Genomic DNA, 12581 nt, shown 5'->3' on the forward strand with positions numbered 1-12581 from the left:
AGGGGTGTCATTCGTTTCCTCCCGGGGTGACGAACCGTTCACTCGGCCCGGCCGCGCGGCCCCGCACCGGCAAGTCCAGGAACGGCACCACCGCCGCAGCCTCCCCAGTGATATCCACAGTGGACTGCTGTGGCCCTCGGTTCACGGCGGCGTGTGGGTTCTTGAGCGGTCCGGCACCGAGCTGACTGAGCACCGAGGAGGCTTCGGCGTGGCCATTGGCGCTGCTGGCTCGGTGCACACGTGCGGCTGACAGTGCCTGTGAGGCGGCGGCTTGAGCGATGTGGGTGGCGTGCGCCCAGATCGCGAACTGCGCGATCAGCAGAATCAGCAGCAGCAACGCCGGGACGGCCAGCACCAGCTCGGCGGTGACCGATCCCCGTTCGTCGCGCCGACATCGCCGTATCCGTGCGCGAAGCGGGTGGGCGTGGTGTGTGGCCATCACATGCTGCCCCCGATCTCGTTGGCCTTGCGGGTGACCGCGGCGACGATGATCGCGAGCACGGCGATGGCCCCGGCGACCAGCAACGCGGTGACCAGAACGGTTTCGGTGGAATACCCGCGCTCGTCAGAGCGGATGTCGGCGATGCGTGCCCGGGTGGTGGCGATGGCGCAGGCGATGTAGGTCAGCATCAGCGGTTCCTCATTTCGTGATTCACAGGGAGCCGAGCACCGTGGCTACGGCTGGGTAGGCGGTGAACAGCAAGAACCCGGCGAACAGGCAGATCACCGGCAGCGACATCCGCTCGGTGGCGGCTTGCGCCTGGCCTTCGGCTTCGGTGAGTTCGTGGGTGCGCATGGCAGCGGCCTTGGCCGCCAGGGAGGCGCGCACTTTCGCGCCTTCGGTGCCGGCCAGTGACACCGAGGACGACAGCTCGATCAGTTCGCGCACCTCCAGCTCCTCGCCGAGTTGGCGCAACGTCTCCCACGGCGTCGCCCGGGTCATGCGTGCTGTGGTCAGCGCACGCCGGATCCGGGCGAAGGACCACCCTTGGCCGATCTCGGCGGCGTCGGTGAGCGCGCCGTCGACCCCGGCACCTCCTGCCAGGGACACCCGCACGAGGTTCAGGTAGGCGCCGAGCGCGTGGCGAAACGCGGTGCGCTTGCGCTGGGCTTGGTGCCGCAAATCCAGGTCAGGAAGGAAGAACCCGCCGATCCCACAGGCGAGACCGGCCACGGCGGGAACCTGCCACGGCAGGGGCACACCGATCGCCCACAACAGCAGTGGGAGCAGATTGGGCAGCAGCACACCCGCGAGCGCGAGCACACCCTTTTCCGCCAAGAGCGCTTCGGGCGCGCGTCCGAGCACGAGCAGATCCCGCTGCTGGCGGGCGGTGGGCAGGCCCAGTGCGGCCAAGGGGCGCACCGCGGGGCGGCCCCAGCGGGCAGCCCACCCACCAGCTTCGGTGTCGGTGATCGTGGGCTTGCGCGGTTGCGGTGCGCGGCTGGCTGCCAGAGCGCTGGCCAGAGACGGCGCCGGAGGCAGCAGCCACACCACCAGCGCCCAGACGCCAACGCCGAACCCGGCGGCCAGAACAACGATGGTGGTGATCACGAGGGCACCTCCGTGCGTGCCCCAGCAGCAGTGGGGCGGGTGAGGAAGCGTTCGGGCTCCTGCATGCGGGCGATGCGAGCGAGCCAGGCGAACGCGACGGCGAACAGCGCCCCGACGGCCAGGAGCATGGTCTGCCCGAAAACGCCGTCGTAGGGGTCGAGATAGCCGCGGTTGAGGAGGACGAGACCGGCCGCGAAGCACAGCGTGGTCGCGACGATGACGCGCACGCTCGTGCGGGTGCGCGCTCGGCCGGCTTCGACCCGCAGCCGCATGGACACCTGTTCGCGGGCCTCGATTGCCAGCTCGCCGAGCAGATCGGCGAGCTGGCGGGCCTGGCGCTGACACGCCAGCACCAACGCGGAGACCACCAGATCACCCGTGGGTCCGACAGATCGGAAGCCAGTCCCTCCAGCGCGCCAGGGAGCTTGTCGCCCCGCTCAATGCGCATCACCAACTCGCGCACGTCGTCGCGAATCGCGGCCGGTGCCGTATCGACCGTGGCTTGGATCGCTTGTTCCAAACCTGCTGCCGCAGAAAGGGTGTCGCGCAGCATTTCGGTCCAGGCCGCGATCGCTTCGATCCGGGCGACCCGTCGGGCCTGCTCGGTGTCCCGTCCCAGCACCTGCGGCAGCGACCACACGGCCGCGGCGGCCAGCACACCTGCGATCACCCAGCCCGTGACAAGGACACTCAGCACGCCGGCGGCAAGGCTGATCACCGGGCGTCGCGCCGAGGCCCCATCCCGGAGGTGACGAACGCGTTCTCGCCATCGCGACGGCGCGGGGGGTGGCTCGGGGATGTGCCCGCGGAGACCGCCGATGAGCAGCAGCGCTCCGAGGGCCATGCCGAGCCCGCACAGCGCGGCCAGGAGGGCAGAGGTGGTCATGGCCGCCACCACCCTTCGCCGCGCTCCAGCACGCCCGCGTCGAACCCGGTCTCGGCGAGCCGCTCCACCGTGTCGGTGCGCAGCGGCACTCCGGGCACCGCGCGACCAGTGGCATCGGGGCGGTAGACCTCGTTGGAGATGATCTGTTTGTCGTCGGCATCGACGACTTCGCGGATCGAGGAGACCACCCGGGACTTGTCGTCGCGGGCTTCGGCCAGGTGCACCACGAAATGCAACGCGGAGGCCACCAGCAGGTTGGTCGCCTCCAACCCGAGCCGTTCGGGGCTTTGGGCGGCGTAGGTGGCCAGTTTGGTGAACGCCCCGCGGGAGGTGGAGGCGTGCAGGGTGGCCATCGAGCCGTCGTTGCCCTGTGACATCGCGTTGGCCATGGGCACGAGTTCGGCGCCGCGGACCTCGCCGACGATGACCCGGTCCGGGGACATTCGCAGCGCCCACCGCACCAGCTCGGCCTGCGAGATCGCCCCCTCGCCCTCGACGTTGGCTTCGCGGGCCTGCATCGCGATCACATCCGGGTGGGCCGGGTCGCGGTCCAGGCCGAGTTCGAAGTTGTCCTCGATGGTGATCAGCCGCTCAGCTGGCGGAATCGCCGAGGCCAACGCCCTTAGCATCGTCGTTTTCCCGATCGCGGTGCCGCCGACGACGAGCACGTTGAACCGGGCGCGCACCATCGCGGCCAGCAGCGCTTCCAGCCCGGCATCGATCGTGCCCAGCGAGCGGAGCTGGGCGAGGGTGGCCTGTTGGAACCGGTGCCGGCGGATGGACACCGAGGGTCGGCCGGTCACGGCCATGACCGCGAACATCCGCGACCCGTCCGGCAGCTCCACGTTCACCCCGGGAGAGCCCCGGTCGAACCGGCGCTCCTCCACCCCGGAGCGTGCCGCCAGCGAGCGCACCAGGCCGATCAGATCCTCGTCGGAGTCGGCGACCGGCGGCAGTTGGGCGCGTCGCCCATCGGCGTAGCGCACGAAGACACGATCGGCGCCGTTGACGTTGATGTTTTCGACCTCAGGATTGGCCAGCAGCGGCTGCAGGCCGCCCATGCCGAACACCTCGTCCAACACCGAGGCGACAACCTGACGCTCGACCTCGTCGGACACCAGCCCGGCCCCGCTCGCGCGGGTCAGCTCTTCGTGGGCGTAGGCGTCTGCGGCGTCGGCAGCCAGTTGTTCGGCCAGACTGCGCCGGTCTTCCTGGTCTGGTGCGGGTCGTCCGGCTTGTTCGTCGTGCCGGATGCGTTCGGCCAGTCCTTCCGAGACCGCGGTGCGCACCCGGGCCCGCAATGCCGAAGCGGCGGGGTGGGTTTCGTGCACCGTGTCGTGCTCTGCGCTGGTCATCACAACACCTGCCCGTTGGTCGTGGCCCGCACCGCGGCCTCGGCATCACTGGTGCGGTGGGCCTGGATGTGGTCGATCACCGTGCGGGCAAGCCGCGCAGAGGCCTGCCCCAGCGCGGAGCGATCGGGTGTGCGGCCCCGTGGGTGTCCCGACAGCATCGACGCGCCCGAACGGTCGTGGGGGAGTCTGGCCATGACCGGAACACCCAGCTCTCGTTCCGTGTCCCGGTTGCTGTAGCCCTCGCCGACGAGCACCAACCCCGGCGTGCGAGCCCAGGACGCCATCGACTTGAGCAGCGATGCCAGATGCGACAGCTCGTCGGCCAGAGGTCGCGCCATGACCACCAGCGCATCGGCACCTCGAACCAGCGGCAACGCAGGCGAGGACGGCTCCAACCGTCCCGCATCCACCAACACCGTCGAGTCCGGGGCACCGGCAACGGCCTGCAACACCGGACGACCACGGGAGGTCAAAGCTGACAGCGCCGCTCGCGCCTGCTCGGCAGAGACCGGTCCCACCACGACCGGCAGCCCACCGGTCAACCGCTGAACGTGGTCGGCCACCACGTCGGCCGCGGTCTGGCGTCGGGCTGCCGCGGCCAGCGACACCAACCCCGGCGAGGTCGGCAGGCAGAACCGGGCACTGAGATCACCGCCAGACGGATCGGCCTCCAACACGCTCGCCTCGCCAACAGGCCACCGCGCGGCCATCGCCAACGCCGCGGTCGTCACGCCAGGCGAGCCCTTCACCGAGCACAGTCCGATCAACATCACTGACCACCTCCTGCCGCGACCGCGACCAGCGACAACTCACCGGGTGGCACCGCGGCGACCTGTCGCGCACTAGCGGCGGGCAACTGCAGCGACACCACTGTCGATTGGTCACTGCCCGCAGGCTCAACACCGACGACCACCGCCGGCCACGGGCCACCAGAGAACCCGCCCTGCGAAGCCGAACCGCTGCCCTGCGCGCCAGGAGAGACGATCACCGACACTGCGGTCCCGCGTGCCAGCTGCGGCGGCATTTGCCCGGGTTTGGCCGCCACCGCCACGATCGCCTGCCCCGCCGCAGGCACCTGTGGGCGTCCGAGAACAGCACGAGTCAGAAACGTGCCGGCGGGCAGCGCATACGCCATCGGACGCCCCAGCACGCTGGAGGACTGGCTCGCCAACACGAGATCGGACCCAGCATCCGCGGACACGGTGACCTCTCGCAGGTCCGACGGAGCCAGGACCTGGCCGACCTGCACCGGATGCGCCAGGCTCAGCACCGGTTCCCGCTTGCCCACCTGCAGCACAGTGATCACCGACCCCGCCACACAGATCACGACCAGCAACACACCGAGCACCAGGTAAGGCACACGCCGCCGGGGCCCGTGGGCCAGGCGGGAGGTGTCGGCGGGTCTGCGTCCGGCCCAGGATCGCGACGGGCTCTGTGTCTCGGAGGACGTCGTAGTAGAAGTAGCCATAAGGCGTCTCCAAACATGGCGGTACCTGCACCGCAATTCCGCAGAACAGGGTGAAAATAGGTAGTTTCGAAGTTTTGTTTGTCTATAGTGGATGATCTGTTGCTAGTTGGGAGCGTTGTTCAACGCTTGTGACTCGGCCACCTCGAACGACGCGGTAGACGTGGTCATGAGGTCCGGCAGCGTCCCGCCTCCGGTGGGCCCCGACCAGGTGACCGTCCACGTCACCGTTGCCTCGATCGGATACGCGTGGCTCTGATGTGCCTGGGAACTCTGCCGGTATGTGTGGCCACAGTCCGGCGAGGTGGCGCGGGGATCGGTGTTCGGCGGGAACGGTGTTCCCGGACCTGGACAGCTCACCGTCGAGCCATCACCCATCGACCACCGCACCGAGCTCGGGGAGGCGGTCGCCGTCACCGAGACACCCGGCACCGAGGCCGTGGCGGTCTGGGGTTGCCACTGCCCACGATCCAGCCACAGCCACGTCGGCAACTGAACCAGCTGCGTGTCGGCAGGAGATGCCTGGATCTGCGGAGAGGGCAACCGCAACTGGCTGTATGCCTGTTGCGCGAGCTGCTCCGGAGACGGACCCGGCTGCTGACCATCCGGGATCCACACCGGGGGCCGGTAGAGCCCATCAGCCCATCCTTCACCGGAGCACTGAAACACGTACCACTGTCCCGACGGTCGCGGCTGCTGCTGGGCCGGTCGTGGTGAAGCCGGGGCGATGCGGGAGCGGTGCACGGCTGGCCTGACGGTGACCGCACCGCCGCCCGAGTCCTCGAAGGAGATGGGAGTCGTGCCCTGGCTCGGTGGTTGGTAGTCGCTGGGTGCGTAGTGGCAGTCGGCCAGCGGAGGCCGATCCCCAGCGATCACGTCTCCTTGCGGAGGCTTCGGAGACGAGTCCTGCGAAGCCTCGCCACCGTCGTCCTCGGATCCGCTGCCGGAACCAGGCTGGTTCGGCTTCGACGGGGCACTGGGTTCACCGCCGCTTCCGGCGCCGAGCTGGCAGCCGGCGTAGTCGGTCTGGCCACACTCGACATTGCCCCATCCGTCACCTGCCAGCGCCGTGCCTGCACCGGCCATCAGGAATGCGGAGACCGCGGTGATGACCAGGGTGGTTCTACCTAACATGTCCCCACCCCCTGCACGGAAAACCGGGACACCCGCCAGCTGCCATCAGGCTGCGTGACCACCTCCGCGGTGATGGATCGACGTCCACCGCCGGTCTCGTCAGCCAACTGATCGGTACCGCTCCGGTACTTGAGCCAATTCGCTGAATCTCCGCAGTCGGAGAGCATCACGGTGCGCGGATCACCGGGCGGTGCGAGGGAGGACACCGTTGGGTGATTCGCTGGACGCCCGCGCGTCACGAGCTTGTTGACATGGTCGGCATACAAGCTGCGGCTCAGCGTGGTCAGCGCATCGCCCGTCGCAAACTCGGCCAGCGCGGGTGAGCGCCAATCTGAGGTTTCTGCGGCCCGGGCCATGGCCTGCCACATCTGCAGGTAGACCTCCCGAGCTCGGGCAGCGGCGCGATCGGCGGGCGATGAGGTCGTGGCCGGGGGAGACACGACCTCATCGGTTGCAGGAGCAGGCGCGTCCGCCGCTTGCTCGCAGCCCACCATCAGTGGGAGAAGAACGACCGTTGCGACAGAGGCAATGCCGACGCCACGAGGTATCCGGCGGCCTCGCCAGCATGCTGCGGTTGCAGGCGGTACCAGGACCATTGACGCTTGATCACGTCCGGAGCCATGGTCTATGAGGGGGACATCGTGCTCCACGCGGCGCTGGTGACATTGCTGTGGGCAAGCCTCGGCGGACTCCTCAGCGTGCTTATCAGCCTGGCGGGAACGCCGCCAACGCGGCAGCGAGATCGCCGAAAATCGGTTACCGCCCAGTTCGCGATCGCCTTCGGCGTGCTCTGGTTGCTGATCTGGCGACTCCACGCTCCAGTCAATATCGCCGTGGCTGCGGCCTTCGCTGTCGCCGCGGTGCCTCTGGCCTGGGAAGACGCCTTCACCCAGCGATTGCCTAACCGCCTGATCGCGATCATGACCGCTCTGGTCGGCGGTGTTGCTGTGGCAGGTGCACTGCTGACCGCTGATCTGGAGCCGTTGTTGCGAGCCGGCGCGGGAGCGGCAGGATGCCTCTTGTTCTTCGCATTGATCTACGTACTGGTCCCCAGCGGTTTGGGCGGAGGGGACGTCAAACTGGCCGCGCCGTGGGCCGCTGTACTTGCCTGGTTCAGCTGGCCAGCGTTGCTGAGCGGGTTGTTCGTAGGGTGGTTTACCGCGGCACTGATTCATGTCGGCGTGCGAATCTTCGGCCGACCGCGCTCGACTGTGCCTTTGGGACCTTGTCTCATCGCCGCGGCCATTGCCGCGCTGCTGCTCGTTGGCGATGACGGTGTCATGACCGGCTGATCCACGGCAGGGCATGGAGACTCCTTAATTCGGGGGAATGATCTGGGGCTGCTGGAGTGCGGTGAATGATGTTCAGCCGGCCTGTGCCAAGGAGCGTTCAACGCGGTCGCGAAAGTGCGTACGCTGCTGGCTCGGCAACGAGGCCTCTGGAACAACGGCATCTGCCAAGTCGTGAGCCAAGGGACTGAGTTCGTAGCGCGCCGCGCGTCCAGCTCCGGTGCACCGAATGAGGCCGCTGCGGTCGAGACGGCGAAGCGTGCGAACGAGGGTGCTCGCTGGAATGCGGTGATCGCGTTCCAGCGCACCGTTAGAGGTGGAGGCGTTGCGAAGGCGGTCAAGGAGCTCGTCGTAGCAGTGCGGCCCGGACCACAGCGCCATCAGCACATCTGGCGTCCAGCGCCCGCGCATGACGCGGCAGACCTCGATCAGATGTTGTTGCTCATGCCCGTTGAGTGCGAGGGAGCACGGCCGTGCCGCAGGGACCGGAGGCGATGCAGTTGACGCGGCTACGGGATGGTTTGCGACGCATACCCGATTGCGCCCATTGCGCTTGGCCTGCTGCAAGGCGCCGTCTGCCGACGAGATCAGGCTAGGTAGATCCCATCCGTCTGTAGGGCCACGTACTGCCACGCCTACCGAAACCGTCACTCCTGCCAACGTCGCATGCTCGCCTGACGTCGAGGTCACGGTCATCGCCATCGCTCGTACTCTGGCGCGGATCGTCCCCGCGACCTGTACTGCGTGATCACTGTCCGCTGGTAGCACGACGAGAAACTCATCGCCGCCGTAGCTGCCGTATCGGCCGACGAGCGCGTCGTCGACCGCGGCACGGACGATTTGGGCTGTCCTGACCAGGGCCTGGTCACCCGCTTGATGCCCCCAGACGTCGTTGATCTGCTTGAACCGATCGACGTCGATCAGCAGCAGTGCAGCTTGGTCAGCGCCTCGCAGCAACTCGGGAGCCTTCGACTCCCACCCCCACCGGTCGGCGAGGCCGGTGAGTTTGTCCATGGAACGGCGCTGGCACAACGGGCAGGGTTTCGGATCTTCGATGACCATGGCGTCCTCCTGACGGCGTGGGTGAGCCATCTGGTTGTTCGAAACGGCCAACTGATTTCGACGAAGAAGACCGGGGTCGGTTCTTCGCTGCTGGTGTGTCCACTGTGGGTCCAGGAGGGCGTCGCTGGCGAGAATTGACACGTTGACAACCTCTGTCAACAAATGATCGTTTTCGCGCCGCCAATGGGCCCTGGGTGGTGGATCTTGAGCACCATTTCCGGTTCCGATTGGTTCCGGATGCCCTGTGGATTCCTTCGCATGTCGCCCCCGGATGGGAATTGATGTTGAAGAGATCAAGCCCTCGAGGGAAGGGCTGGCTCGGATCCCCTTGATCTTGTTTTCCCAGTTCAGGGGTGGCGAGCCTGGTCGATTCCGTTATAGCGGACTCGATGGCTCGAATGTAAACAGCGACGGAATCGGCGTCAACTAGAACAGACTGACGATTGCGCCCGAACGGTTCTGTTCCGTTATAGTGGAACGGCTACCGCTCGGAGGAGGTGTGATCATGGAAGCCGAGGGCGGCGAATCGCCACATGAGGCGTTTGCGATCAAATTGAATCGCCTCTTCAAGAGCGTTCGCTCCGAAACCGGTGAGGCCTATACGCCGCGGGCGGTCTCAGAAGCGCTCACGCAGCGAGGGCGCAAGATCTCGCCGTCGTACCTCTACCAGCTACTCAAGGGGGAGAGCGAGCCTGGGTACGCGGTCGTCGAAGCGCTTGCCGAGTTCTTCGACGTGCCGTTGGACTACTTCGCAAACTCCGCGCGTGGCCGCGAGCTCAATACCCAGTACGAGGTCCTCGCGAAGCTGGGCGACAACAACGTGCGGGAACTGGCCTTCCGAGCTCAGAACCTGACGCCGGAAGGCTTGCGGAACGTGCTGCGGTACATGGAGTTCGAAGAGCACCGCACCAAGGACGATGAGCACACGTCCGAGTGAATCGATAGCGCGAGCGCGTTAGCTGCCGTCATGGTTGGTCGACCGATCGGAGGTGAAGGCATGTTCACGTTGAAAGGGCGGGAGCGAAGGCTTCGCCGACAGCTACGTGCGGAGCTCTCCACTCTGGACATTAGCCATCCGGTCGACATGGCGGAGGTGTGCCAGAGGCTAGGCGCTCATCGCGGGCTAACAATTCGGCTCCGCGCAGTTCCCTTCGAAGCCCCTGGCCCCTTCGGGTTGTGGTTTCGGACGCCCAGTTCCGACTACATCCTCTATCAGCTGGAAACGACGGTGCTGCATCAACAGCACATCATCGCGCACGAGTTGGGACATCTTCTCTCAGGACATGACTCTGATGACGGCGACGACGCGGTGTGGACCAACCTGCTGCCAGACGTCCCACCGGATCTTCTTCGCCGGGCACTGCGCCGGACGCATTACGACACAGAGCAGGAACGCGACGCCGAAACGGTCGCGACCCTCCTGCTCGAACGCGCCGCGGTCGTGAGTGCGGTCGCCAGCCCGGGAAAGTCGGTGCGCGCCCGCCGAGCGCAGCGCTCCCTCGGTGATCGGCAGGACTGGCTATGAGCCCCGTGACCGTTGCCCTGTTGCTGGCGCTGGCATGGTTCACATACCGGCTACTTCGAGAACCCGGCGACCTCGCACTGCGGGCCGTCGTAGCGTGGATCTTGCTCCGCGTGTTCGGAACCCTGATCGGGATCAGCGATGTCTTCTCCGAAAGCGTGAGCAAACTGATCTACAACCTCGCGCTCAACGCCTCGTGGTTCTGCTTGATGTTGTTCTTCCTGTTCTCGGCAGTCGGCCACGGGGCGGTACGCAAAGCCTGGGGCGAAGCGGTCGTACTCACAGTCACCTCGGTCGTGATGACGGTCGCCATGGCCACGGTCCCCGAGCCAGTACGAGAAGCGGTGTCCTCGCAGACAGGGCGGCTGCCCGCGGAGATGACCGTGCACGGCGTAGCCATCTTTTTTCTCGTCGGCTCTTGCTACTTCGCATACGCCGCAAGTCGAACGGCCTACTGGGCCATCCAGTACGCAAAAGAGTCGGCACCACGCGCTCGATTGGGATTCCGAGTCGCCGCCGTGGGTTTCTCGTGCCTGGCCACGGCAGCAGCAATCCGAGCCGTCTTCGTCGTCATCCGCTGGTCGGGCGGCAACATACCGGCTCGGATCGAGACCGTCGTCAACTTGCTGGTTCCGCTGGGAATCCTGCTTTTCGTTCTCGGGGTCTGCTCCGTCGGGCTCTCCGTCCGCTGGACATCTGCCAGGCTCTGGCTACGTCGACGCCGGCAATTCCACGCCCTCCGCCCGCTGTGGCAGCACCTGCACACGGCCTTCCCCAGCGATGAGCTCGAATCCAGCAAGCGCAACCACCGAGACGAGATCATGCCGATGCGGTTGCACCGTCGCTTCTGGCGCCGCGTTGTGGAAATCCGTGACGGGATGGTGCAACTCAGCCCTCAACTCGCTGACGCCGGATACGACGCCGATCGTCCCGCACACGAGCAGGTCGAGACGTTCCTGACCGCAGTTCAACGGCAAGTCGCGGGCGACAGGCCGAGCACGAAGAAGGCAATGTTGGTTGCCGCGCCAACCGGCGACAGCACCAACGAGGTCGACGGCGAAGTCAACGAGCTCCTTGCACTGTCCCGGGCACTGTGAACCTAGAACCCTGACGGAGGTCTTTCGTGCAGCGTTTGATCACGGCGGACACGGTCCTGACCGGTCCAGCAGGTCAAGCCGTGCCCAACGGCGCGGTACTGGTCGATGACCACGAGATCGTGGCCGTCGGGAACATCGACGACATCCGCCGACGTGCCTCAACCGAGGCAATCCTGCATGAGCACACAGGGCACACCCTGCTACCAGGACTGATCAATTGCCACGTGCACCTCGCACTAGACGCCAGCGACGAGCCGCTGCAGCACTACCTCGACTCCGGCGACACTGACCTACTACTGGCCATGACCGGCCGAGCCCAGGCCGCCGCTCGAAGTGGCGTCACAACCTTGCGTGACCTCGGAGACCGCGACGGCCTAGTCTTCCACCTGCGCGACGCTATCGAGAACGGCACCCTCACCGGCCCCCGCATCCTCGCAGCAGGCGCACCACTGACCAGCCCAGGCGGGCATTGCCACTTCTTTGGCGGCGAGGTCGACGGCGACGATGCTGTTCGCGAGCACATCCGTGATTCCGCTGACCGTGGCGCGGACCTGATCAAGATCATGGCCTCGGGAGGGCAGATCACGCCGGCGTCGCCGCCGATGTGGGCCTCGCAATTCACCGCCGAACAACTCCGCCTGGCTGTCAAAGAGGCCGCCGTCGCAGGACTTCCGGTGGCAGCGCACGCTCACGGTACCGAAGCGATCGCGGCGGCAGTCGAAGCAGGCGCCAGCACCATCGAGCACTGCACGTGGATGACCGGCAGCGGCGGGTATGAAACCCGCGATGACGTCGCTACGGCCATGGCAGAACACGGTATCCACGCATGCCTGGCCTGGCCACCACACTGGCGAGCTTTCCTCGAACGACTCGGACCGGACCGAGCCGAACGCATCGTCAACCGCGTCCACTGGATGCGCGACCTCGGCGTCCGCATGATCCCTGGTACTGACGCGGGTCTGCGTGGCTCGCACTTCACCCGCTTTGCCGAAGCGCTAGGCCTCTACGAGCACCTGGGGTTCGCCTGTGACGAGATCATCGAGATGGCCACGACCACAGCCGCAAAAGCACTCGGACTCAACGACGTCGGCACCATCGCGCCTGGATACAGTGCAGACCTGATCGCAGTAAAGGGTGACCCACGATCAACCCTCAACAGCTTGCGTGGGCCAGACTTGGTCATGATACGGGGAACGTTGATTGTTGGGGAGTGACGGGC

Annotated in this window: 15 protein-coding genes; 6 read left to right on the forward strand and 9 right to left on the reverse strand. The window is 66.5% G+C overall.

From position 1 onward, the window contains the following. Positions 1-7 precede the first annotated feature (7 nt). The 7 genes from REH65_RS24965 to REH65_RS24995 form a co-directional block, all read right to left on the reverse strand. Positions 8-439 (reverse strand): TadE/TadG family type IV pilus assembly protein, encoded by a 432-nt coding sequence (locus REH65_RS24965; RefSeq protein ID WP_406689318.1) that lies wholly within the window; start codon positions 437-439, stop codon positions 8-10. Further along, a complete protein-coding gene (locus REH65_RS24970) occupies positions 439-630 on the reverse strand; it encodes a hypothetical protein (protein WP_406689319.1) in 192 nt (63 codons plus the stop codon). The genes REH65_RS24965 and REH65_RS24970 overlap by 1 nt, the downstream gene beginning before the upstream one ends. Positions 631-652: 22 nt before the next feature. Next, complete coding sequence (locus REH65_RS24975) at positions 653-1552, reverse strand: type II secretion system F family protein (RefSeq protein WP_406689320.1); 900 nt, start codon at positions 1550-1552, stop codon at positions 653-655. Continuing rightward, complete coding sequence (locus REH65_RS24980) at positions 1549-1920, reverse strand: type II secretion system F family protein (protein ID WP_406689321.1); 372 nt, start codon at positions 1918-1920, stop codon at positions 1549-1551. The genes REH65_RS24975 and REH65_RS24980 overlap by 4 nt, the downstream gene beginning before the upstream one ends. A gap of 514 nt (positions 1921-2434) precedes the next feature. Beyond that, positions 2435-3793, reverse strand: a complete 1359-nt coding sequence (locus REH65_RS24985; protein ID WP_406689322.1) for a CpaF family protein — start codon at positions 3791-3793, stop codon at positions 2435-2437. Continuing rightward, positions 3793-4563 (reverse strand): chromosome partitioning protein, encoded by a 771-nt coding sequence (locus tag REH65_RS24990; RefSeq protein WP_406689323.1) that lies wholly within the window; start codon positions 4561-4563, stop codon positions 3793-3795. The genes REH65_RS24985 and REH65_RS24990 overlap by 1 nt, the downstream gene beginning before the upstream one ends. Then, entirely contained in the window at positions 4563-5132 is a 570-nt protein-coding gene (locus tag REH65_RS24995; RefSeq protein ID WP_406689324.1) for a hypothetical protein, read from the reverse strand. Before REH65_RS24995 ends, REH65_RS24990 begins: the two co-directional genes overlap by 1 nt. Before the next feature lie 430 nt (positions 5133-5562). Here REH65_RS24995 and REH65_RS25000 point away from each other — a divergent pair, with 430 nt between their 5' ends. Beyond that, entirely contained in the window at positions 5563-5754 is a 192-nt protein-coding gene (locus tag REH65_RS25000; protein ID WP_406689325.1) for a hypothetical protein, read from the forward strand. Positions 5755-6385: 631 nt separating this feature from the next. Here the strand turns inward: REH65_RS25000 and REH65_RS25005 are convergent. Continuing rightward, entirely contained in the window at positions 6386-6886 is a 501-nt protein-coding gene (locus REH65_RS25005; protein ID WP_406689326.1) for a hypothetical protein, read from the reverse strand. Positions 6887-6994: 108 nt separating this feature from the next. Here REH65_RS25005 and REH65_RS25010 point away from each other — a divergent pair, with 108 nt between their 5' ends. Further along, the gene (locus tag REH65_RS25010) at positions 6995-7684 is read left to right on the forward strand and encodes a prepilin peptidase (RefSeq protein ID WP_406689327.1); all 690 of its coding nucleotides are present in this window, start codon (positions 6995-6997) and stop codon (positions 7682-7684) included. A gap of 72 nt (positions 7685-7756) precedes the next feature. Here REH65_RS25010 and REH65_RS25015 read toward each other — a convergent pair whose 3' ends face one another. Further along, a complete protein-coding gene (locus tag REH65_RS25015; RefSeq protein WP_406689328.1) occupies positions 7757-8743 on the reverse strand; it encodes a diguanylate cyclase in 987 nt (328 codons plus the stop codon). A gap of 505 nt (positions 8744-9248) precedes the next feature. Between REH65_RS25015 and REH65_RS25020 the strand changes: the two genes are divergently transcribed. Genes REH65_RS25020 through REH65_RS25035 form a run of 4 tightly spaced genes read left to right on the forward strand, consistent with a single transcriptional unit; the run spans position 9249 to position 12576 of the window. Next, the gene (locus REH65_RS25020) at positions 9249-9680 is read left to right on the forward strand and encodes a helix-turn-helix domain-containing protein (protein ID WP_406689329.1); all 432 of its coding nucleotides are present in this window, start codon (positions 9249-9251) and stop codon (positions 9678-9680) included. 60 nt (positions 9681-9740) lie between these two features. Further along, a complete protein-coding gene (locus REH65_RS25025; protein WP_406689330.1) occupies positions 9741-10268 on the forward strand; it encodes a hypothetical protein in 528 nt (175 codons plus the stop codon). Continuing rightward, on the forward strand, positions 10265-11362 hold the full coding sequence (locus REH65_RS25030; protein WP_406689331.1) for an MAB_1171c family putative transporter: 1098 nt from the start codon (positions 10265-10267) through the stop codon (positions 11360-11362). The genes REH65_RS25025 and REH65_RS25030 overlap by 4 nt, the downstream gene beginning before the upstream one ends. 26 nt (positions 11363-11388) lie before the next feature. Beyond that, complete coding sequence (locus tag REH65_RS25035) at positions 11389-12576, forward strand: amidohydrolase family protein (protein WP_406689332.1); 1188 nt, start codon at positions 11389-11391, stop codon at positions 12574-12576. Positions 12577-12581 lie beyond the last annotated feature (5 nt).

The sequence above is a fragment of the Saccharopolyspora sp. ID03-671 genome (genome assembly GCF_045278815.1).
Taxonomy (GTDB): Bacteria; Actinomycetota; Actinomycetes; order Mycobacteriales; family Pseudonocardiaceae; genus Saccharopolyspora; species Saccharopolyspora ipomoeae.

What these genes read in the sequence shown, in the direction of transcription:
- REH65_RS24965 (WP_406689318.1), bottom strand. Translation starts at nt 439, where the DNA reads ATGGCCACACACCACGCCCACCCGCTTCGCGCACGGATACGGCGATGT.
- REH65_RS24970 (WP_406689319.1), bottom strand. Translation starts at nt 630, where the DNA reads ATGCTGACCTACATCGCCTGCGCCATCGCCACCACCCGGGCACGCATC.
- REH65_RS24985 (WP_406689322.1), bottom strand. Translation starts at nt 3,793, where the DNA reads ATGACCAGCGCAGAGCACGACACGGTGCACGAAACCCACCCCGCCGCT.
- REH65_RS24990 (WP_406689323.1), bottom strand. Translation starts at nt 4,563, where the DNA reads ATGTTGATCGGACTGTGCTCGGTGAAGGGCTCGCCTGGCGTGACGACC.
- REH65_RS25005 (WP_406689326.1), bottom strand. Translation starts at nt 6,886, where the DNA reads ATGGTGGGCTGCGAGCAAGCGGCGGACGCGCCTGCTCCTGCAACCGAT.
- REH65_RS25015 (WP_406689328.1), bottom strand. Translation starts at nt 8,743, where the DNA reads ATGGTCATCGAAGATCCGAAACCCTGCCCGTTGTGCCAGCGCCGTTCC.
- REH65_RS25020 (WP_406689329.1), top strand. Translation starts at nt 9,249, where the DNA reads ATGGAAGCCGAGGGCGGCGAATCGCCACATGAGGCGTTTGCGATCAAA.
- REH65_RS25025 (WP_406689330.1), top strand. Translation starts at nt 9,741, where the DNA reads ATGTTCACGTTGAAAGGGCGGGAGCGAAGGCTTCGCCGACAGCTACGT.
- REH65_RS25030 (WP_406689331.1), top strand. Translation starts at nt 10,265, where the DNA reads ATGAGCCCCGTGACCGTTGCCCTGTTGCTGGCGCTGGCATGGTTCACA.